The sequence below is a fragment of the Enterobacter sp. LM3 genome, from assembly GCF_046622475.1.
Taxonomy (GTDB): Bacteria; Pseudomonadota; Gammaproteobacteria; order Enterobacterales; family Enterobacteriaceae; genus Enterobacter; species Enterobacter cloacae_P.
Window position 1 is genome coordinate 30853 of the sequence record NZ_JBJURN010000003.1, and the last position, 22486, is coordinate 53338.

Annotated in this window: 14 protein-coding genes and 1 pseudogene; 9 read left to right on the top strand and 6 right to left on the bottom strand. The window is 56.0% G+C overall.

Features of this window, described 5'->3' with window-relative positions; translation table 11 throughout:
* Positions 1 to 225: 225 nt before the first annotated feature.
* Together ACJ9N4_RS04265 and ACJ9N4_RS04270 are read right to left on the bottom strand one after the other, a co-directional pair.
* Positions 226 to 618 (bottom strand): annotated as a pseudogene (locus ACJ9N4_RS04265) (phage polarity suppression protein); the annotation flags it as partial.
* Between the two features lie 122 nt (positions 619 to 740).
* On the bottom strand, positions 741 to 1274 hold the full coding sequence (locus ACJ9N4_RS04270) for a hypothetical protein (RefSeq protein ID WP_411500286.1): 534 nt from the start codon (positions 1272 to 1274) through the stop codon (positions 741 to 743).
* Positions 1275 to 1473: 199 nt separating this feature from the next.
* Between ACJ9N4_RS04270 and ACJ9N4_RS04275 the strand changes: the two genes are divergently transcribed.
* The 3 genes from ACJ9N4_RS04275 (at position 1474) to ACJ9N4_RS04285 (ending at position 2980) form a co-directional block, all read left to right on the top strand.
* A complete protein-coding gene (locus ACJ9N4_RS04275; protein WP_182920058.1) occupies positions 1474 to 1830 on the top strand; it encodes a hypothetical protein in 357 nt (118 codons plus the stop codon).
* A gap of 131 nt (positions 1831 to 1961) precedes the next feature.
* Positions 1962 to 2306 (top strand): cupin domain-containing protein, encoded by a 345-nt coding sequence (locus ACJ9N4_RS04280; RefSeq protein ID WP_196390406.1) that lies wholly within the window; start codon positions 1962 to 1964, stop codon positions 2304 to 2306.
* Positions 2307 to 2404: 98 nt separating this feature from the next.
* Complete coding sequence (locus ACJ9N4_RS04285) at positions 2405 to 2980, top strand: YceI family protein (protein ID WP_411500287.1); 576 nt, start codon at positions 2405 to 2407, stop codon at positions 2978 to 2980.
* On the opposite strand, the gene ACJ9N4_RS04290 is transcribed toward ACJ9N4_RS04285, so the two are convergent.
* Genes ACJ9N4_RS04290 through ACJ9N4_RS04300 form a run of 3 tightly spaced genes read right to left on the bottom strand, consistent with a single transcriptional unit; the run spans position 2960 to position 4819 of the window.
* Entirely contained in the window at positions 2960 to 3748 is a 789-nt protein-coding gene (locus ACJ9N4_RS04290; RefSeq protein WP_182918815.1) for an anti-sigma factor family protein, read from the bottom strand. The genes ACJ9N4_RS04285 and ACJ9N4_RS04290 overlap by 21 nt on opposite strands.
* A complete protein-coding gene (locus ACJ9N4_RS04295) occupies positions 3745 to 4323 on the bottom strand; it encodes a sigma-70 family RNA polymerase sigma factor (RefSeq protein WP_182272376.1) in 579 nt (192 codons plus the stop codon). The genes ACJ9N4_RS04290 and ACJ9N4_RS04295 overlap by 4 nt, the downstream gene beginning before the upstream one ends.
* The gene (locus tag ACJ9N4_RS04300; RefSeq protein ID WP_182274563.1) at positions 4283 to 4819 is read right to left on the bottom strand and encodes a tetratricopeptide repeat protein; all 537 of its coding nucleotides are present in this window, start codon (positions 4817 to 4819) and stop codon (positions 4283 to 4285) included. The genes ACJ9N4_RS04295 and ACJ9N4_RS04300 overlap by 41 nt, the downstream gene beginning before the upstream one ends.
* A gap of 698 nt (positions 4820 to 5517) precedes the next feature.
* On the opposite strand from ACJ9N4_RS04300, the gene ACJ9N4_RS04305 reads away from it, so the two are divergent.
* From ACJ9N4_RS04305 to ACJ9N4_RS04330, 6 genes are all read left to right on the top strand, one after another.
* Positions 5518 to 16131 (top strand): BapA/Bap/LapF family large adhesin, encoded by a 10614-nt coding sequence (locus tag ACJ9N4_RS04305; RefSeq protein ID WP_411500288.1) that lies wholly within the window; start codon positions 5518 to 5520, stop codon positions 16129 to 16131.
* A gap of 76 nt (positions 16132 to 16207) precedes the next feature.
* On the top strand, positions 16208 to 17608 hold the full coding sequence (locus ACJ9N4_RS04310) for a TolC family outer membrane protein (protein WP_411500289.1): 1401 nt from the start codon (positions 16208 to 16210) through the stop codon (positions 17606 to 17608).
* Entirely contained in the window at positions 17605 to 19791 is a 2187-nt protein-coding gene (locus tag ACJ9N4_RS04315; RefSeq protein WP_411500290.1) for a type I secretion system permease/ATPase, read from the top strand. The genes ACJ9N4_RS04310 and ACJ9N4_RS04315 overlap by 4 nt, the downstream gene beginning before the upstream one ends.
* A gap of 10 nt (positions 19792 to 19801) precedes the next feature.
* Complete coding sequence (locus tag ACJ9N4_RS04320; RefSeq protein WP_411500324.1) at positions 19802 to 20971, top strand: HlyD family efflux transporter periplasmic adaptor subunit; 1170 nt, start codon at positions 19802 to 19804, stop codon at positions 20969 to 20971.
* A gap of 275 nt (positions 20972 to 21246) precedes the next feature.
* Positions 21247 to 21546 carry a type II toxin-antitoxin system RelE/ParE family toxin gene (locus tag ACJ9N4_RS04325; RefSeq protein WP_182272380.1) on the top strand — a complete coding sequence of 100 codons (300 nt, stop codon included), beginning with the start codon at positions 21247 to 21249 and terminating at the stop codon, positions 21544 to 21546.
* Between the two features lie 10 nt (positions 21547 to 21556).
* Positions 21557 to 21904: a HigA family addiction module antitoxin gene (locus ACJ9N4_RS04330; RefSeq protein WP_182272381.1), complete on the top strand. Its 348-nt coding sequence runs from the start codon at positions 21557 to 21559 to the stop codon at positions 21902 to 21904.
* A gap of 50 nt (positions 21905 to 21954) precedes the next feature.
* Here the strand turns inward: ACJ9N4_RS04330 and ACJ9N4_RS04335 are convergent, their stop codons facing one another.
* Positions 21955 to 22482 (bottom strand): DUF6622 family protein, encoded by a 528-nt coding sequence (locus ACJ9N4_RS04335; RefSeq protein WP_395122213.1) that lies wholly within the window; start codon positions 22480 to 22482, stop codon positions 21955 to 21957.
* Positions 22483 to 22486: the final 4 nt, after the last annotated feature.

Consider the following 22486-nt stretch of genomic DNA (forward strand, 5'->3'; position numbering starts at 1 on the left):
CAATAAAAAGTTAGTTCTTAAACTGCACGCGCAGTACTCTCCCCGCCCCGCCTGCCCGCTTAATGGGGCGCTTTGAATGCAGGTGCATGGGCGACCTCAGGCCGCGCCAGAACTGGCGCTGGCGGGGGAGGCAGGGACATGAAAACGTATGCAAAACCATGCACCTTATACATGCATGGCTTAATTCAGGGAAAATGGCGGGATTTACGGGGATTTTTTGACGGGCTACTGCGCGGCCAGTTCAGCGCGTTTTCGGACGTAATTCTGGTTTTGTGCAGGCGTGAATTTTTCACGATTATCATCCCGTGAAGCCACGTCAGGCCTGAACCCGATGGCTGTCAAAATGTCATTATCCTGTGCGGAATAATTTATTTTTCCACCGGCAGCCAGCCACACTGACAGCGCTTCACGCAGGTAATCCATCGAATACTGCATCACGCAGTGTTTTACAGCGGGATGCTGGTTGTTATAGCCCATTAGCTCAGGGGCAAGTGCGGCGGTCAGCTCCGCGCCGTGCACCTGCATAAAATCATTCAGGCGGTTGCGGATGCTGATGCGCTGCACGTCCTCATGCGAGCGAATATAGCGACCAGCAGCCTGATTAATTTCCCATTTTTTACGTCGATAATATTGTAAGCACCCTGTTTTACTTCCACGCACTTTTTTTGAGTACTTCCACATTTTAAGCCATCATCAGGCACTCATCCGACACCGGGTTATCCAGAAGTCCCTGCAACCGCTTACTGCGACATACAACCCGCAGATTTCCCCTCGTGATATTGCCCATAAAAAGGAGCATCGAGCGTTGGAATATAAGGCCAGTCAACTTCGCTTTTTATGATATTTCGCGCAGCCATTGCTTCTTGCTCGGTTAAAAACATCCCTGAAAGATTGTTGTCAGCATCAATAGCAAAAAACGTAATCTCTGAGTCACAAAGTTGAGCGTTAACAATAACGAAGAGAGAATATGTTGCTCTTGCCCAACTTTCCTCTTCAGAACCAGGGACTTCTGCAGAATATATAGTGAACTCCTCCCCATTACACGACACTTTGTATTCTGGGATTTCAGAATCAATATACTCATAAATCTGAGCGGGATTGCGGATATGTTTTTTTAACTCAGGCAGCAAGCGTTGATAAGCCCCGGCAATCCCTTCTTCAGCCAATGTCTCAGCATCCAGAGAAATCAGGTCATCATAGTTCAAAGGACTTTCAGTGTCTTTGACATTGTCCTTTCGAAATGTTGGCAGCATTTTCAGCAATCCAGAAAACATAACATATTCCTGAGCAAAGAGTTTTTGTTACTGACGGTAAGATACAATACTTGTACAGCCCCTGACATCCTCCAGTCACTAAATATCATGCTGTGTGGCGTTCTGCTTCACTTACAGTCTATTCCTAAAGCCACCCGCGCATTTCGCATGTCATCCTTAATCACGCTCATAACACGAAAACGTTAATTGAGGATAAATGATGAAAAAAACAATTATCGCATTATCTGCCGTTCTGCTGGCTTCTCCTGTTTTTGCGGCGACCACACATGCAACCGACGATACCGTCGCCACGGCGAACGCGCACGCCAGCACGGCGAAGCAAAAGCTGCATGAAGAACAGAACAAAGGTGAAGAGCTGAAGCTGAAACAAAAGCATGCCGCAGAAGGTAAAAGCGAAAGCTTTGGCAGCAAGGTCAGCGAAGATTCCCAGAAAGCCTGGCATAAAACCAAAGAGGGTACCGAGAAAGGCTGGGACGTAACCAAAGCCGGTGCAGAAAAAGGCTGGAATAAGGCCAAAGAGGGTGCCGCTGAGCTGGAAAAGAAAGTCACTGAATAACCCCTCCGAAAGGTCGCGCAAGCGGCCTTTTTTATTTCCCTCCCCTGTCCTCCTTCCATACCAACCGGAAACGCTAAAATAAAAGCGTGAAGACCGCATATTCTTCATTCCCTGAAGAGAGGTACACGCAGATGAACATTAAGGAGGTCGCACCTGAAACCCGTGGCGTCACCGTTGAGCTTCTTGCCAGCATTGACCTGGGCCCTGAAATTGCCGGGATGGAAGGCCGTCAGCTTCGTATGCGTAAGGTCACTATCGATCCGGGTGGTGTGTTTGGCCCGGTACATAACCATGTTGATCGTCCCGGCACTGTCTACATTTTACAGGGCACCATTACCGATCACCGAAATGGCATTGCAACAGACTATGGCCCGGGCGTGGGCTGGCCTGAAGATCACAACACGATTCACTGGCTGGAAAATCGCGGTAGCACCCCGGCCGTTGAAATCTCCGTTGATATTGTTCACATTGTCTGAACCCTGGACCGGCCCGACGGGCCGGTTCGGATATTACGCGGCGAATAAAATCTCTGCGTCAGGCGTTAATACAATGCCTGAATGATGGAGATGCTTAGATGATGCGTAATATCGCTCTGCTGATTGTGATATTGCTTAGCCCGATGGTGAATGCAACCCCTGTCCGCTATGCCATTGACCAGCAAAAAACAGGAATTGTGCTCTCCTGGCACGCGTTCGGTGGCATACTCTCGCAGGCATGGCTCAGAGGGGTTACGGGCGATGTCATCCTCGATCCAGCGAACGAATTCAACGACCAGATCCATGTCACGATCCCCGTAGCCACACTGGTGGCATCCAATAGTCTGCTCACCTGGCAACTCAAAAGCGATATGTTTTTTGATGCTGCACGCTACCCGACAATCATCTTTATCAGTGACCGGGTGGTTACGCTGCAAAAGGATCATTTTCGGGTATTTGGCACACTGAACGTGAGAGAGATACGACGGCCGGTGATTCTGGATGTCATGCTCAAAGAGCATAACCTGGCATTTTTAGCGCTCCATGCCACTACGGCTATCTCGCGCGCGTCTTTTAACATGGATCGCTTTGCCCTGGTTGTCGATGACCGGATTGCGATCAATATTGATATTCAGGCCCGGCCCGGGCGCGAATCAACCAATCATGCGCAATAACGCCTGCGCGGTCTCCTGCAGTTGTGATGCGGGGTTACGTCCAATCAGGACAAACTGATGACCCCGACGGTTCCACCAGGCAATGTTCATGTTGTACCGTTTTTCCGCCTGAACGGGTGTGGTTTTCCCCTGCTCCGTTGCGGAGATGCACAGCGCCATCGGGCCATAATCATTGTGAAGCCAGGCAATCTGCGCAATAGAGGTTCGTTCATACCGCAGAATACGCACCATTTTCAGCTCTGCACCTGGCAGCATCAGCTGCTGTTCATTGAGCTGTAACCCTAAATCCTGCATCGTACGGGTCAACCCTTTCTGGAGTAACGCGGCCCCACTGTCGACATCCACCAGCGTTTCAGCACTGTAAAGCGACATGTATTGCGCCTCCAGATCACGAATCTGCTCGTTTTCATCCTGTTTTTCTGATGCCGGGCGCACCAGATATCCCAGACCGCTTCCTAAGACCAAAAAACTCAGCGAAGCGGCAATCAATGCGCGGCGGCTAACGCTTGCGCGTGGTTCAGGGTGCTCCGCAAGATGTTGCTCCAGCCTGGCCTGCATTCTTGCAAGCGGGGCATCGTTCAGCCAGGACGCAAAGGCACTTTTATAATCCTGATGGCTTTTCATCAATTCGGCGGTTCGTGCAGACAGTTGCGTGTCACCGCGCAGGCACTGTTCAAACTGACGTGCATCCTCACTCTCCATCTCGCCATCCAGCCAGGTGACAATGGCATCGTCGTTATACGGGGGCGCAAAACGAATCGGTTTCAAGAGCGTTTCTCCTGTGCAGAGGGCGGCAGGTCAAACGACCTTGCCAGCGTGGCACGCGCGGTGGCTAACCGGCTCATAATCGTGCCGACGGGTACCGATAAGGTTTCTGCCGCCTCCTGATAGGTAAACCCTTCGACATAGACTAAAAACACGGTATTACGCTGCGCTTCTGGTAGCGCATTAACCCGCAGCATAATTTGCCGAAAACGCAGGCTGTCATCGTCCTGGTCACGCGTGTCTGGAGCCTCCAGATCGTCACTTTCCACAAATCCCTGCCCCATGCGAACCCGACGCGCACGCAGGTCGGAAATCCATATTGAGTGGAGAATAGAAAACAGCCACCTGTCGATGCGCGTGCCCGGCGTAAACTGCGCGCTCTTTTCGAGCGCGCGCACGCAGGTTGACTGGACAAGTTCTTCCGCCGTATCACGATTATGCGACAACACCAGGCCGTAGCGCCAAAGGCGCGTGAGGTGTGCGGCAAGCTGCTGGCGAACGTCACTGGTTGTGATTTTACGACCCTCACGGTTGAACTCAGGATTCCGGATGTCCGTTAATGGCAGCCTGCAGGTCACGATATTCCTCACAGGTTTGGCCACAAATACCGGCGATAACGTTCAGCTGTTCTTTCGCCAGATCGGGGCGTCCTTTTACCATCCAGGCTTCACCCAGATACTCACGCGCTTTGGCATAGTTAGGGTTCAGGGCAAGAGAGCGCTGATAATACCCAATCCCTTCATCCGTGCGGCCCAGTTTGCGGGTGGCGTACCCCCGGTAATTCCAGGCTTCTGCCGTATTGCTATTTTTCAGGGTGTTGAGAAGGTTTAATGCCGCCTGATACTCCCCTTTCTTAGCAAGATGGTAGGCATAGTTAGTTTTGTCCTGATCGCTAAGACTGCTGCTTTTATCAGGCACGCATTTCTGGGTGGTGCTGTCATACACCTGTCCGGAAGGACAGTCAGGCGTTTTACTATTAGTACTATTATTGCCCATAGCCAGCGCTTGTGGGGCATGCAGGAACAATAACAGCACCGGAACGGCCAGATAGCGGACGGTGGCGAAGGTTTTCATATTTTGCTCCAGGGTGAATGCACAGTAGGTGTACATAGTGTTAACGCGCAGTAGCGCGTTTTTATTCATCACCTGAACATTTTTTCTGCACACCGGGCTCATTCATCCCCGGGAGAGTGGCTACACATTGGTTCTCAATAGTGCATTCAGCATATGAATAATAAGTGAATCACTATTAGCGTGATTATATTAATACGCGTCACGAAAAAACTAAAAATAAAATAGCAAACATAATATATCATACACCACGCTCCATTTATTGCGGCTTAAATGGAGGTTAAGCCGCAATAAATGATCGTGTAAATAAATTAAATTAACATCACCAGAAAATACTCCCTATCGCAAATTAACCTCTCTCCGCCACGAACCAACCCCCTTCAACCCCGCACCACGCCTGGCGTTAAAAGCCATACACACGAAAAAACCACCTCTCTGCTGCATTAATATTTATTCTCTCCATCAGGTTTGCGTAATTGAATTTTTATAGCTATATCATTTTTAGACGAACAAAAAACAATAACACCACGAATTAAAGGGATTTATATAAAGAAGAAAAAAACAACTTAATATTATCTGAAGGAAATAATAGATATCGGACGCGTATAGCCAATTTTTATTCTGGCGGGCTTCGTTCGCACTGAAGAAATCATCATCGTGTTACTCATCAAAATAGCATCACCACCAGGAGCCGTAACCTCATGAGCCAAATATCTGTTATCTCAAAACTGACTGGCGTGAAAACGACCACGGAAGGGACTCAGGTCTCGCTGAATCATTCCTCTATCGTTAAGCTTCACCTGGAGCGCGCCGATATTCAGCATTTTGCCAGAAATAACAACGATCTGGTGCTCACCCTGCATTCTGGTGAAACCATCGTCATCAAGAATTTCTACGTCACGGATGCACAGGGTCTTAGTCAGCTGGTACTGGAAGATGACAACGGCGCATTGTGGTGGATTGAAGACCCCACTTCAGCAGCCGCGCATTATGAATCCATTGCCTCAACGGACGTTTTGCTGGCCGCTGCAGGCGGTGAATCAACCACCGGTGGTGCAATCTGGCCCTGGGTTCTGGGCGGCGTTGCGGCAGCCGGAGGCATAGCGCTGGCTGCCGGTGGCGGTGGCGGTGGCGGTGGCGGTGGCAGTGGCAGTGGCAGTGGCAGTGGCAGTGGCAGTGGCAGTGGCAGTGGCAGTGGCAGTGGCAGTGGCAGTGGCAGTGGCAGTGGCAGTGGCAGTGGCAGTGGACATAGCAACAGCGGAAGTAGCGACCCGGCGGATCCCGCAGACCCTCCGTCCCCGGATAAAACAGCTCCCGTTGCACCTGCTATTTCCGGCGTAACGGACAATGTCGGTACAGTCCAGGGCGCACTCACCAGTGGTCAAAGCACCGATGACTCCCGACCAACCTTTAGCGGAACAGCAGAGGCCGGATCAACGGTAACGGTTTACGACAACGGGACAGCCATCGGTAGCGTAGCGGCAGGCAGTGACGGCAAATGGAGTTTTACCCCGTCGACAGATTTAAGCGAAGGTACACATAACATCACCACCCAAGCCACCGACGCTGCCGGGAACACTGGCCCGGGCTCTTCTTCATTTGCCGTGGTTGTGGACACCACACCGCCGGACACACCCACGCTCCTGAACGCAACTGAGCGCAACGGTGCGACGGCGACACAAATTCAGAGCGGTCACTATACCCATACCGGTACACCTGAGATTTCCGGAAAAGGTGAGCCTGGCGATACCATCACCCTCTACGATCAAGGGGTGAAAATTGGCGAAGCCAACGTCGACAGTAACGGAAACTGGCATTTTACCCCCGGTTCCACACTGACCGAAGGTACACACTCCCTGACGATCACGGAAACCGATCCGGCCGGGAACACCAGCGGCATCTCCAGACCACTGGACTTTATTGTTGATAACACGCCCCCGGGCGCACCAACCGATCTCGCCATCACCCCCGACGGCGGCGCGCTGACCGGTAAAGCCGAAGCGGGCAGTACTATCATCGTCAGCAACGGCACCACCATTGTTGGTACGGCGGTGACGGACGCCCAGGGCAATTTCACGGTACCGCTCAACCCTGCCCAGCTGAATGGTGAAACCCTTTCTGCCACCGCCACCGATGCCGCAAGTAACACCAGCCCACCCGCCAGTCTGACGGCTCCGGATACCACACCTCCGGCCATTCCGACGGGGGTTGCGGTCAATCACGATGGCGATCATGTTACCGGGAAAGCAGAACCTGGCAGTACCGTCACCGTGAAAAATGAGCAAGGCACCCTCATCGGTACAGGTCAGGCAGATGGCAGCGGTAATTTCGATGTTACCCTCTCACCACCGCAGAAAAACGGTGAAGTGCTGGACGTGACGGCTACCGACGGTGCGAACAATACCAGCCAGCCCGCGCTGGCTATCGCCCCGGACACCACTGCACCAGGCGCACCAACCGATCTTGCCATCACCGCCGACGGCAGCACGCTGACCGGTAAAGCCGAAGCCGGTAGCAGCATCATCATCAGCAACGGCACGACCACTGTTGGCACGGCGGTGACGGACGCTCAGGGCAATTTCACGGTGCAACTTCACCCCGCCCAGCTTAATGGTGAAACCCTTTCAGCGACCGCCACCGATGCCGCAAGCAACACCAGCCCACCCGCCAGCCTGACGGCTCCGGATACCACGCCTCCGGCCATTCCAACAAATGTCGTGGTCAACCACGATGGCGATCATGTCACCGGGAAAGCAGAGCCTGGCAGTACCGTCACCGTGAAGGACGAGCAAGGCTCCATCATTGGCACTGGTCAGGCAGATGGCAGCGGTCATTTCGATGTCACCCTCTCAACGCCACAGAAAAACGGCGAAGTGCTGGACGTGACGGCCACCGACGGCGCGAGCAATACCAGCCAGCCCGCGCTGGCTATCGCCCCGGATACCACCGCACCGGGCGCACCAACCAATCTCGCCATCACCGCCGACGGCGGTACGCTGACCGGTAAAGCCGAAGCCGGTAGCACCATCACCATCAGCAACGGCACCACCGTTGTCGGCACGGCGGTGACGAACGATCAGGGTAATTTCACGGTTACGCTCACCCCATCCCAGCGCAATGGCGAAACCCTTTCCGCCACCGCTACCGATGAGGCCGGGAATACCAGCACGCCAGGAACCCTACTCGCGCCCGACACCACGCCGGCGCAAACACCTGAAATTCTGGGTGTTGTTGATAATGTGGCCGACTTTACCGGCAATATCAGCAACGGTGGCCTGACGAACGACAACCACCCAACGATTTACGGCAAAGGTGAAGCGGGTACTACGCTCAGTCTTTACAGCAACAACACGCTGATAGGCACGGTGGTGATCCAGCCAGATGGCAGCTGGTCATTCCCGGCAAACGCACCACTGTTTGAAGGCGGGAACGTTATTACCGCACAGGCGGTGGATGGGAAAGGTCAGGCAAGTAGCATTTCTGCGGCCTGGAATGTCACTGTCGATACCACCCTCCCCGATACCCCCGTACTGAAAAATGTGCTGGATGATGTTGCAGAAAATACCGGCCCCATCACCAGCGGCCAGGTGACCAACGACAGCACCCCAACCTTTAGCGGTACTGGCGAAGCGGGGGCGACCCTCAACGTCATGGAGGGGGGGAACGTCATTGGTACGGCAAATATCGACGCGAATGGCGTCTGGACATGGACGCCTGCCAGCGGGCTGAGCAACGGCACACACAACCTGACGTTTGTCGCCGTGGATGCAGCCGGTAACCATAGCAACCCGACCTCTGTCTTCCAGGTGAATCTCTCCACCACCGCACCTGGGGTCCCGACCATTGATTCGGTTACCGATGACGTTGGCAGCACTCAGGGCACGGTGACCAGCGGTAAGCCAACCGATGACAACCGGCCTCTGCTGGAGGGCACAACCACTGCAGGCAATACCATTGCCATTTATGATGGTAATACGCTGCTGGGCAATGCCACCGTCGATCTTTCCGGACACTGGAGCTTCACGCCAGGCATCCCGTTAGCCGATGGCACGCACAACATCACTGCCGTTGCCATTAACGCTGCGGGCAATACCGCCACCTCCGCTCCTTTTGTCGTGGAAGTCGACACCGTTGCCCCAGCAGCCCCGTCAACACCGGTAGTCACCGTCAACCCGGACGGTGTGGACGTCATTCTGTCTCCAGGACAACCCACGCGGGATACCACCCCAACGCTTAGCGGCAGCGGTAATGTGGGTGATGTGATCACCATTTATAACGGTAGCACTCCGCTGGGTACCACAACGGTAGATGGCACGGGTCACTGGAGCTGGACGCCTAATCCTCCACTGCCTAACGGCACCTACGACATCAGTCTTACAGCCACGGACAAAGATGGTGCGGGCAACGAAAGCGCCGCGTCGCAGGCTGCAACCATTATCATTGATACCAGTGCGCCAGCCACACCTGCGGCTCCGGTGGTCACCGACAACGTGGATGCCCACACCGGCCCGGTCAGCAACAACGGCTCAACAAACGACGGCCGCCCGGTATTAAGTGGTTCCGGTGAACCCGGTGCGGTGATCACCCTGTATGACAACGTCAATGGCACCAAAAGTGTGCTGGGCAACGTAACGGTCGACCCGACCGGTCACTGGAGTTTCCAGCCATCCACTGCGCTAAGCCAGGGCAACCACACCTTCAGCACCACGGCGAAGGATGAGGCAGGCAACATCAGTACAGAAAGCCCAACCATCACCGTTAATGTGGATACCGTTGCACCAGATCAGCCTTCCGGGCTGAGCATCAACGGACAAGGCACCATCCTCTCAGGGACGGCGGAAGCAGGCTCTACCGTGGAAGTACGTGATGCCAGCAACACGCTGATTGGCACCGGAACTGCGGATGTTAATAACCACTTCACTGTCACGCTCTCTTCACCACAGGCGTCAGGAAATAACCTGAGTATCACCGCCGAAGATAGCGCCGGAAATACCAGTAACGCGACGTCCTGGACGGTGACGGGTACCGTGCAGCCACCGGTGATTGATGCCATTCTCGATGATGTGGGGCTGATTCAGGGGAACGTTAAAGGTGGCATCTCTGACGATCCCCTCCCGACCATCAGCGGCACGGCTCAGGCAGGCAGTACGGTTAACCTCTACCAGGATGGCATACTCCTGACGACCATCACGCTGCTGCCAGGTGAAACCAACTGGAGTTTCCAGCTCATCGTGCCGCTGACTCCGCTGGCGCACAGTTTTACCGCCACCGCCACGCTGGGGGCGAACACCAGTGCCTCCTCCGACCAGGCGAGTGTCACCATCAACCTTTTGACCCCAGGTACGCCGGTGATCGGCGCGGTGACGGATGATGTGGCTCCATATACCGGCCCGCTGACAAACGGCCAGACCACCAACGACAACACGCCAACCCTGAGCGGCACAGCCGGTGCGAATAACACCGTCACCATCTATGATGGACTGACGAAACTTGCCGACGTGGTCGCCGGTGCTGACGGTAAATGGAGCTATACCCCAGGCACACTCTCTGACGGAAGCCATAGCCTGACGATTACCGTCACCGATATCACTAACATCCCCAGCGTACCGTCTGAAGCGTTCGTGGTGGTGGTGGATACCACCCCGCCCGCGAAGCCTGGTATTGATACCGTTACAGACGATGTCCCACTGCTGACCGGAAACGTAGACAAAAATACCGCCACAAACGACACCACACCGACCCTTTCAGGCCACGCCGAAGCGGGCAGTACCGTATCCATTCGCGATAATGGCGTTGAGATAGGGACAGTGACGGCAGGCGCTGGCGGTACCTGGACCTTTACACCGACAAAAGCGCTGAATGACGGCACACATGATTTCACGGTAGTTGCCACCGATAGCGTCGGTAATCAAAGTGTCGTTTCGGATGACTACAGCGTGACCGTTGCCACCACACCACCGGCACAGCCAACGCTGGATACCGTGTATGACGATCTCCCGTCCGGTTCGGGGAACCTGACCAACGGCCAGCTCACTAACGACAGCACGCCGACGCTCAACGGTACAGGGGTTAACGGTACCACCATCCATATTCTGGATAATGGCTCACCCGTTGGCACTGCGATTGTCACGAACGGAACCTGGAGCTTTACACCCACAGTACCGCTTGGCGAGGGGGTACATAACCTGCGCGTCTACGCCAGCGATAACGCGGGCAATACTTCAACAACCACGCCAGCCTTTGCCATAACTGTTGATGCAACCCCACCGGCTAACCCGGTGGTTACTGGCGTGCTGGATGATGTTGGCCCGGTAACCGGGCAAATCGGCGCGGGGGGAACCACCAACGACAGCAAACCAACCCTCAGTGGTACGGGCGAAGCAGGCACCACCATCCACATTACCGATGGGGGTACGGAGATAGGCACCGCCGTCGTGACGGCCGGTGGCACCTGGACATTCACCCCGGCCACAGCGCTGTCAGAAGGTACGCATAATCTGGTGATTTCGGCCACCGATCCGGCCGGAAACAGCAGCCTCGTCAACCCGACGCTCACGTTTACCGTTGATACGGTCGCGCCGGTGGCTCCGCTTGTTATCTCCGTTGCCGACGATGTGGGCACGAAGCAAACGCCGCTCAGCAGCGGGCAATCCACGGATGACACCACGCCATCCTTTACCGGGTCAACCGAGCCGAACGCGCTGATCAGTGTTTACGATAACGGTACACTGCTTACTCAAATCGCAGCCGATGGCACGGGTGCCTGGACATATACGCCGCCAGCACTGAGCGAAGGTAGCCACGGATTTACCTTTACCGCCACCGATGCAGCAGGCAACGTTGGCCCGGCATCGACACCGTTCACGGTAGTCGTCGATACCACAAAACCGTCCGTGCCGCTTATCACCCAGGCGGTGGACGATGTCGGCACCGTTCAGGGAACGCTGAGCAACGGTCAATCTACTGACGACACCAGTCCGTTGCTGAAAGGCACCAGTGAACCGCTGGCGACAATCAACGTTTATGATGGTCTCACATTGCTGGGAACCACCACCGCCAATGCCAGCGGTAACTGGACGTATCAGGTCTCGTCTAACCTGAGCGAGACAACGCACAGCTTTACCGTGCGGGCGAGTGATGCCGCAGGAAACCTCAGCGATCCCTCCACACCGTTCACGCTGACAATTAGCACCACCCCACCGGCACCCCCCGTTATCACCGCGGTGGTGGATGATGTTGGGTCAATATCCGGCCCGCTGACCAACGGCCAGGCCACTAACGACAATCTGCCAACGCTGTCAGGAACAGCGGTTGCCGGTTCGTTAGTTCGCATTTATGACGGCACCACGCTCCTCGGTAGCGTGGTTGCTACCAATGGCAGCTGGAGCTTTACCCCTGCAACAGCACTGAGCGACGGCCCTCATGCCCTGAAGGCCACCGCCAGTGACGCAGTGGGCAACCCAAGCGCAGACTCCAGCGTGTTTAACATCGTGGTGGATGCCACCGCGCCGAACACACCCGCTATCACCAGCATTCTTGATAATGTGGGTACCCTGACCGGTCCAGTTACCAGCTCAGTCCCCACCAACGACAACACGCCAGAGCTTCACGGTACGGCTGAAGCCAACGCCGTAGTACGTATCTACGACGGAGCCACACCAATTGGCCAGGTCACTGCCGATGGCAGCGGCAACTGGACGTTCACCACCGGAGCACTCAGTGACGGACAACATAACTTCAGCGTGACCGCGACCGATGCGGTAGGCAATACCAGCGCCGCCTCAACCATCAGCGCCATCGTGGTCGATACCGTCGCCCCGCTCGCCCCGGGCGCACTTGCGGTCGTGAATGTGGGAACCCTTGTGACCGGGACAGCAGAAGCGGGCAGTACCGTCACCATCACCACCAGCGGTGGCACGGTGCTCGGTACAGCGACGGTGGACGGAAGCGGTCATTTCAGCGTGGCCCTCTCACCTGCGCAGACCAACGGCGAAACATTGACCGCATATGCAACCGATAAAGCCGGTAACCTGGGGGCTTCCGCCAGCATCACCGCGCCGTTTACCACCCTGCCAAATGCGCCGGTGATTGCCACCGTGAGCGACGATGTCGGCACCCTGAAAGGCACGCTGTCTAACGGGCAAACTACTGACGACACCACGCCAACGCTGGCAGGTACCGCACAGCCCGGTTCCACCGTCACCCTTTACAATAACGGAGTATTAATCGGCACAACCCTTGCCGATGGCAGCGGCAACTGGAGCTTCACCACGCCAGCGATGGGGGAAGGCAGTCACGCCTTTACCGCGACCGCAACCAACGGCTCCGGGACGGGTCCTGTCTCAGCCGCAATGACCGTGATCGTCGACACCACCGCGCCGAATGCCCCTACGGGTCAGTTCAACGCAGATGGCAGCGTGCTCACCGGCCAGGCAGAGGCGGGAAGTACCGTGACGATCCGCCTGCCCGATGGCACAACGTACACCGCAACGGCCAATGCCAGCGGCAGTTACTCGCTGGCCTTTGTTAACAAACAGACTGATGGCGGTATGTTGACGCTGACGGCGACCGATACTGCGGGGAATACGTCTCTGCCGGGTCAGGTGCTGGCACCCAATCTGCCGCTCTCTGCCGCGAACAACGTTGATGAGCTGAACTTCACCGCCACAGCCACCGTCACTGACGCGCAATACAGTGATTACGGTGTCCTGCTGGTTGGTGCGGTGGGCAACGTTCTCTCGCTGCTGGGGAACAACAGTGCGCAGGTGACCTTCAACGTCGACAACGGTGCGTCAGCGGATATCACCATCAATGCCTACGGGACAGGGGTGGTGCTCGGTTTGCTCAACAGTATGCAGCTTGTGGTGCAGCACTGGGATGCGACCAACAATGTCTGGACAACCGTGGTGGACACCGGGAACAACAGTACCCTGAACCTGTTAACCATCGGGGCCAGCGGCGTTTCCCTGAACCTGACCGGGCTGGCAGAGGGTCAGTATCGGGTGCTGACCTACAACACCAGCCTGCTGGCAACCGGCTCTTACAGTAGTCTGGATGTCGATGTCAGCCAGACCAGCGCGGGCACTATTGTTGGCACTAACCTCAACGTCAGTGGAAACGTGATCACCGATGTGGACGCCAGTGCAGGCAGCGATAATGCACCAGCCGGCACGCTGCTCACGCAGGTGACCAATGCTCTGGGTCAGGCGACGGCCATCAACGCAACGGGCAGCACCGTGGTTCACGGGCAGTATGGCGATCTCACCATTAGCGCCGACGGGAGTTACACCTACACGCTAACCACCACCAGCGCGACCGCCTATGGTCGTACGGAGAACTTCACCTATACCATTATGCACAACGGCGTAACGGCCAGTGCCCAGCTGGTGATCACGCTGGGCAGCAGTGTGCAAAACACCCACGCCATCGCCGTGGATGACTCTTCGACCTTTACCTTCGATACCAGTGTTCATGCTGTCGACAACGGTACATCGTCGCAGGGTGGCTTTACCGTGGTGGGTATCGGTCTGGGAAATGTGCTGACGCTTGATGTACTGAGCGACCTCAGCAATCCAATCATCTATAACGTCGATCAGGGTACCACCCGCACCATGACGCTGCAGGCGAGCGTGGGTGGCGTGGCCATTGGCTCAGTGTTCGACCTTTACGTCTACAAATTCAATACCGCGACCCAGACCTACCAGCAATACCGGTATGAAAAAAGCTGGCTGACTGCGCCGCTGCTGGGGGGAACCTCCGGGAAGCTGACCGTGGATCTCCCGGCGGGTCAGTATCTGTTCCTGCTCAACACGGCATCCGGCATCACCGCCCTGACCGGCTACACCCTGAACGTGCTTGAGGATCACGTTTACGCCGTCTCCAGTACTGGCGGTAGCACTACCGGTAACGTCATGGCCGATGACATTCTGCCGACCAGCGTCACCGCCACCGTCACCGATGTGAACGGCGTACACGTCAACGTCTCCGGTCTGACCACCATTCAGGGGTTGTACGGCACACTGTCGATCGACGCACAGGGGAACTACACCTATACCCTGAACAGCGGCGTCGGGGCGGATAAAATCAGCACGCCGGATACCTTCGTGTATACCCTCACGGATTCAACTGGCCATAAGGACAGCGCCTCGCTCAACATCACCCCAACGCCACACGCGCTGGATGCCATCAACGATGTCAGCAAGGTGATGACGTTCGACACCGCGCAACATACCGTGGCCTGGAGCGATACGTCCGTCGGGAGCACCAACTGGACGACGGCCCTGTTGAAATCCACCAGCGGAACCGGCAGCGGAACCTTTATCGTCGATCAGAACACCGCCCTGCACGACATCGTGCTGCATTTTAATATCTCTTCCCTGCTGCCGCTGGGTGGGCTGGCCGTGAGCTGGTCTATCACCCTGCAGGGTGCATCCACCCCCATCATTTCTGACTCGTTTACCGGAGGCTCTACCACCATCAACCTGAGCAGTCTGGATCTGGATGCCGGTACCTACACCCTGAGCTTCACCGGTACGGCCGGGCCACTGAGCATCGGTGGTATCACGATCACCCCGAGCGTCACGGGTACCTCAGTGTTCCTGAATAACGACGAAACCACCTCAGGCCATTCCGTCATCGGCAACATCTTCGACGGGACAGACTCACAAGGGGCGCTGGATCAGCTGGCGTCGGTGGATACGCGCCTGAGCATCACCGGTTATGACGGCCATGTCAGTACGCTCGACCCGTATACCACCAGCAACGCCACAGCAACCGTTGTGGGACATTACGGCACCCTCTCTGTTGGCGTCGACGGTAGTTACACCTACACGCTTAACAGCGGTATTTCGCTCGCGACCATGACCAGCAAGGAGGTCTTTAACTACACCCTCACCGCAGCCAACGGGCAAACGGACAGCGCTTCGCTGACCATCAACCTGTCGCCGCAGATGATCAGCACCAACCATAACGACACCCTGACGGGAAGCGTCTATGGCGACACGCTGATTTATCACGTGCTCGATACCACTGTGGGAGCCGCTACGGGCGGTAATGGCACGGGAGATCACTGGACGAACTTCTCCGTCTCGCAGGGCGATAAGATCGACATCAGCGATCTGCTGGTCGGCTGGAACGGTCAGTCTTCAACGCTCGGTAACTACCTGCACGTCACGACCAGCGGAAGTAATACCGTGATTTCCATCGACCGCGACGGTGCGGGAAGCACCTACGCCAACACAACCCTGGTCACTCTGGATAACGTTCAGACCAGCTATGACGAGCTTGTGAATCAGCACCACAACATTATTACCTGACAACAAAAAATACCCCGGGCGCTCGTCGCCCGGGCATAAAGACAATAAAGCAGTACTCTTTTATTAGGGACAAGACATGAGAAAAAGAATGCCTCGCTGGTGGCTTTCGTGCTGCCTGATCGCCATATCCACCACTGTACATGCTGCAGTGGTGATCAATCCCCAACAACTCAGCGAGGAACAAGAGTTACCCGCTCTGGAAGGACGCGTTGCGCTCCCGGCCAGTAAAACTCCCCCGGGCGTACTGATGCTGGACGATGCCGTCACACGCGCCGTGAGCTGGCACCCGGCAATTAGTGAGGCAGTAGGAAAACTCTACGAGCAATCTGAACAGGTCGACGTCGCCAAATCGAAGTATTATCCGCAGGTTAACGCCGGTATGGACAACGGCTATACCCACAATGGCGGGGATTCCGGCTTTACGCCTTCTCTGGTGTTATCCCTCTCGCAAATGCTTTACGACTTCGGCAAAGTGGCAAGCCAGGTTCGCGCCGAGAACGCGGGTGTCGCCCAACAGCAGGCCAACGTGCTGGTCAGCATTGATACCATCGCCCATGATACCGCCACAGCAATGGTGCAGGTTCAGACCTGGCAACAGATGGTCGAAACGGCCAGAGAGCAGCTTGATGCCCTTAACGCCATTGGTAAACTGACGCGACAGCGCAATGACGAAGGGGCCACCTCGCTCTCTGACGTCGTCCAGACCGATGCCCGCATCGAAGGTGCGCGCGCCCAGCTGATGCAGTACCAGGCCAATCTTGACAGTTCACGCGCCACGCTGATGAGCGACCTGGGGTGGAACAGCCTTAGCGCCATCAGCAACGACGTCCCCGACAGCCTGAAGCGCAGCTGTGACATCGCCGAGCCTGACGATCGGCTGGTGCCATCGGTGCTTGCCGCATGGGCACAGGCCGGTGTCGCGCAGGCGAATCTGGATAACGCCAATGCCCAGATGACGCCGACCATCTCGCTCGAACCCGAAGTGCGCCACTATCTGAATGACAATTATGCGGGACACGGCTCACTGGATCGCACCCAGTACTCTGCCTGGGTCAAGGTACAGATGCCCCTCTACCAGGGCGGCGGGTTGACCGCACGGCGTAACGCAGCCGGACACGCGGTGGAAGCGGCGCAATCTACCATCCAGCGCACGCGCCTTGACGTGCGGCAAAAGCTACTGGAATCCCGTAGCCAGGTGATGAGCCTGTTGAGTACCCTGCAAATTCAGTCCCGCCAGGAGTCGCTCAATATCCGCACGCGCGAGCTGTACCAGCAACAATACCTGGATCTTGGTTCACGTCCGCTGCTTGACGTACTGAACGCCGAGCAGGAGGTGTATCAGGCACGCTTTACCCAACAACAAACCCTCGGGCAACTGCACCAGCTTCAGCTTAACTGCCTGTATAACACGGGCCGCATCCGCCATGCATTCAGCCTCGATAACCGCACCATTCAGTCTGTGGAGATCCAGCCATGAAACACACCGACATTCCGCAGGATGATGTATTGACCGGGCAGGCGCTGGCGCAGTGGGCGCAGGCCTTTGGCTATGTCGCCGACCATTACCGTGTGGCCTGTTCCCCCGGCGCATTGATGGCCAGCGCCCCCTGGCTATGCGGCAAACCAATGGTGCCAGCACTCACTCAGCTGGCGCGGGAAGCAGGGCTGTCGTTCCAGCCCCTGGAAACCACACAAGATAGCCTCAACAGCTGGCGTCTGCCCGTGGTGGTGGAACTCGCTGAAGGCCAGATTGGCGTTATCGAACACTACGATGGTGAAGATACGCTGGAGATCTGTTTTGTCGGCGACACCGCGCAAACCAACCGCCTTTCCCTGACAGCGCTGCTGCCCAACATTCGTCATGTGATCGCCCTGCGCCCGCTGGCAGCCCTGAAGGACAGCCGCGTTGACGCCTACATTTCGAAGTACCGCCCGGACTGGCTCTACCGGCTGGTGATGCGCGATTTACGCCCCTACACGTGGGTGATGCTGGCGGCGCTATTTATCAACGTTCTGTCACTCTCCGGGGTGGTTTTTTCCATGCAGGTTTATGACCGGGTGATCCCCGCCCAGTCCTACCCCACCCTCTACGTGCTGACGATTGGCGTACTGATCGCCACGCTGTTTGGCTTCGTGCTGCGCCTTGCCCGCGGGCACATCATGGATCTGCTGGGAAAACGCGCCGACCTGCGCGTTTCCGACCGGGTATTCGGCCATGCCCTGCGGCTACGTAACAGCGCCGTTCCACGCTCAACCGGCAGCTTTATTTCGCAGCTGCGCGAGCTGGAGCAGATCCGCGAGATGGTGACGTCATCGACCATTTCGACCATCGTCGATCTGCCGTTCTTTTTGCTGTTTGTGGTGGTACTGGCGATCATCGCCCCGCAGCTGGCGTGGATCGCCCCCGTCGCTGCCGCGGTTATGGTACTTCCAGGTCTGCTGTTGCAGACAAAACTGGCCACGCTGGCGAAACAGTCTGCCCATGAGTCCACCCTGCGCAACGCGGTGCTGGTAGAGAGCGTGCAGGGGCTGGAAGACATCAAGCTTATGCAGGCGGAAAACCGCTTCCTGCAACAGTGGAACAGTTACATCCAGATCACCGCCGAATCCGGCCTGCGCACCCGCGAGCTGAGCCAGGCGCTGATCAACTGGGGAATGACCATTCAGAGCCTGGTCTACGCTGGCGTCATTGTGGTCGGCGCACCGATGGTGATTGAAGGTACGTTAACAACCGGTTCCGTGGTCGCCGCGTCGATGCTGGCGTCACGGATGATCGCCCCGATGGCTACCCTGTGTGGCGTACTGGCGCGCTGGCAGCAAGTGAAAGCGGCAAAAGAAGGTCTGGACAGCATTATGCAACTGCCCACCGAGAACCAGCGGGAAGAGACGCCCATTCGCCAGGATGTGCTGCGCGGACATTATCTTTTTGACCAGGCACAGTTTCGCTACCACCCGGAAGATCCGCGTATGGCTTTGCGGATCAACCGACTGGAGATCAACCCCGGAGAGAGTGTGGCCATACTTGGCCGCAACGGGGCGGGGAAATCGACGTTGCTTCAGGCAATGGCGGGCGGTATGGATTTGGCGAGCGGTGAACTACGGCTGGACAACCTGAGCCTGCCGCATCTGGACGTGGCGGATCTGCGACGCAACGTCGGCCTGATGACCCAGAATGCACGGCTGTTCCACGGCACCCTGCGCGAGAACATCACCCTGGGTCTGCCACACGCCAGCGATGAAGAGATCTTCACCGTACTGGAGATGTGCGGCGCGGCAAGTTTTGTGCAGAAACTGCCAAAGGGGCTGGATTACCCGATTATGGAGAACGGCGTGGGGCTTTCCGGCGGCCAGCGACAGTCCATTCTGCTGGCACGCATGTTCCTGCGCGATCCCAATATCGTACTTCTGGATGAACCTACTGCGTCGCTGGATGAACACACCGAGCGCGAATTTATTCAGCGCCTTGGCGCATGGCTGGGTAACCGCACGCTGGTGGTGGCAACCCACCGCGTTCCGGTACTGGAACTGGTAGAACGCGTCGTTGTGCTGAAAGAAGGCATGCTGGTGATGGACGCTCCAAAAGCGCAGGCGCTCAACAGCAGCCGCATGCAACAACAGGCAAACGGACGGGAGTGGAAAAATGAAAATCAGTCAGCATGATGCCGCCGCGATGGACGATCTGGATAACTCACTTGATTCTGAGAGCGGCTATTCCGGCGCGCGCCGTATTGTGTCGTTAACCCTGCTGCTGTTTATCGTCACTGGCGTCTGGGCGTGGTACGGCATTCTGGATGAGGTTTCGACCGGCACCGGGAAAGTGATCCCCAGCTCGCGCGAACAGGTTTTACAATCGCTGGACGGCGGGATCCTCACCGAACTCAACGTTCACGAGGGTGACCAGGTACAGGCCGGACAAGTACTGGCGCGGCTTGATCCGACGCGCTCAGAATCAAACGCCGGCGAGAGTGCCGCACGCTACCGCGCGTCGCTGGCTTCCAGCGCGCGTCTGTATGCCGAGGTCAACGATCTCCCGCTGAAATTTCCCCCCTCACTGGCAAAATGGACGGAGCTGACAGCCACCGAAACCCGGCTGTATAACTCGCGACGTGCTCAGCTGGAAGACACGCAACGCGAGCTGCGTGCCGCATTAGATCTCGCCAACAAAGAGCTGGCGATCACCCAGCGCCTGGTTAAAACCGGGGCAGCGAGTCACGTGGAAGCCCTGCGTCTGCAGCGGCAAAAAAGCGATCTGGAACTGAAACTCACCGACGTACGTTCGCAGTATTACGTTCAGGCACGCGAGGCGCTATCCAAAGCCAACGCAGAAGTGGATATGGTCACTGCCGTCCTGAAAGGGCGTGAGGATTCCGTCGCACGCCTGACGGTAAAATCCCCGGTGCATGGGATCGTCAAAAACATCAAAGTCACCACCATCGGCGGTGTGATCCCACCTAACGGCGTGCTGATGGAGATTGTTCCCGTGGACGATCATCTGCTGATTGAAACCCGTCTGTCGCCGCGTGATATCGCCTTTATCCATCCTAACCAGGAAGCATTGGTCAAGATCACGGCCTATGACTACGCGATTTACGGCGGGCTTCACGGGGTAGTTGAAACCATTTCGCCGGACACCATTCAGGACGAAGCCAAACCAGAGGTGTTCTATTACCGGGTGTTTATCCGAACCAGCCAGGACTATCTGACGAATAAAGCGGGGAGACACTTTTCGATTGTACCGGGGATGATTGCGACAGTGGATATCAAAACCGGAGAGAAAACGGTGCTGGATTATATGATTAAGCCGTTTAACCGGGCAAAAGAAGCACTGAGGGAACGGTAAGCATTGCCGGTTATCCGCACGATGGTGAGAGAGTAGATAATACGACGCCCTCTCCTTTCAGGGGAGAGGGATACCGTTTGTGCAACGCCATACATTTTCCCTGAAGCCATCTCGCAAACTCAACTTATTCTGCCCATCCCCCTTACAAAGCGCTTCAGAGAGGCGTATCACTGCTCTCCATCCACAACCTACAGCACCAAAAAAAATGCACTTGCGCACAGTGCGGAAGTGCAATAAAATTCACTCAGCTTCATGGAGCGGAGCTAACAAGCATTATGATTAATCATTTTCGCGATCAATGGCTTGAGGATTTTTTTCTTTATGGGAAATCGAGCAATGTGATCCCTTCTGGCCTTGAAGCAGCTCTGGCGAGAAAGCTGGATATTATCAATGCAGCAACATCTCACCGGGATCTGCGATCGCCACCAGGCAATATGTACGAAACATTGAATCCTCCACTAAAGGGGTTTTCCTCAATTCGCGTTAACAGGCAATACAGGCTGGTATTCAGGTGGGTAGAGGGTAAAGCAGACGATCTCTATCTTTCACCCCATAAATACACGCTATACAAATGAGGCATGACTTATGGCACTCCAACAGGCACTTCGCAAACCCACCACGCCGGGTGATGTGTTGCAGTATGAGTATCTTGAACCGCTCAATCTGAAAATCAGCGATCTCGCGGACATGCTGAATGTGCACCGCAACACCATCAGTGCGCTGGTGAATAATAACCGTAAGCTGACTGCCGATATGGCTATCAGACTGGCTAAAGCCTTTGATACCACCATCGAATTCTGGCTGAACCTGCAGCTGAACGTAGACATCTGGGAAGTGCAGACCAACTCACGGACGCAGGAAGAGTTAGGCCGTATCAAGTGCGTTGCGGAGATCCTGGCAAAGAAAAAGTCTGGCCAGCCGGATGTCGCCTGACCGTTCATCAGGACGGCAGGCTTAGCGGTGTGACAAAAGGGTTGCTGTCATTACTCTGTTTCCTGCGGTTGTGCTGTAAAATAGACACCGACATAGCGGGTAAATTTACCGATAAACACCCCTGCAAAAACTCCGCCGGAGACAATCGCAAATGCGCTCATGGCGGGCTGTTGTAAAGTTTGCGGTGAAATGGCGCTCATCACGCCCAGTACATATTTCACCAGAAACGCCAGCATCATAAACGGCAGTGCCGTGTAATCAGCCTGACGGAAAATACTGCGCGGTGCAGCGGCGCGGTTGATCGCCGTCGGTTTAATCAGGACGTACCCTGTCGCAGCTCCCGCCAGAATACCCGCCATCCACAGAGCGATGGTGGCGACACTAAGCTGGCGGTAAATCACCAGATCGTAAATATCCCAGATCAGAAAAATCGACGGAATGATGGCAAGCTTTTCCAGGGTAACCGTGGCGGGTTTGCGGGCTTTGACACCGCGGGAAATCAGAAAGACAAAAAGCACCCACACCCAGATGGGCGTGTGGCTCACAACACCCGTAATGAATTCAGCCATGTGGTTCACCGCG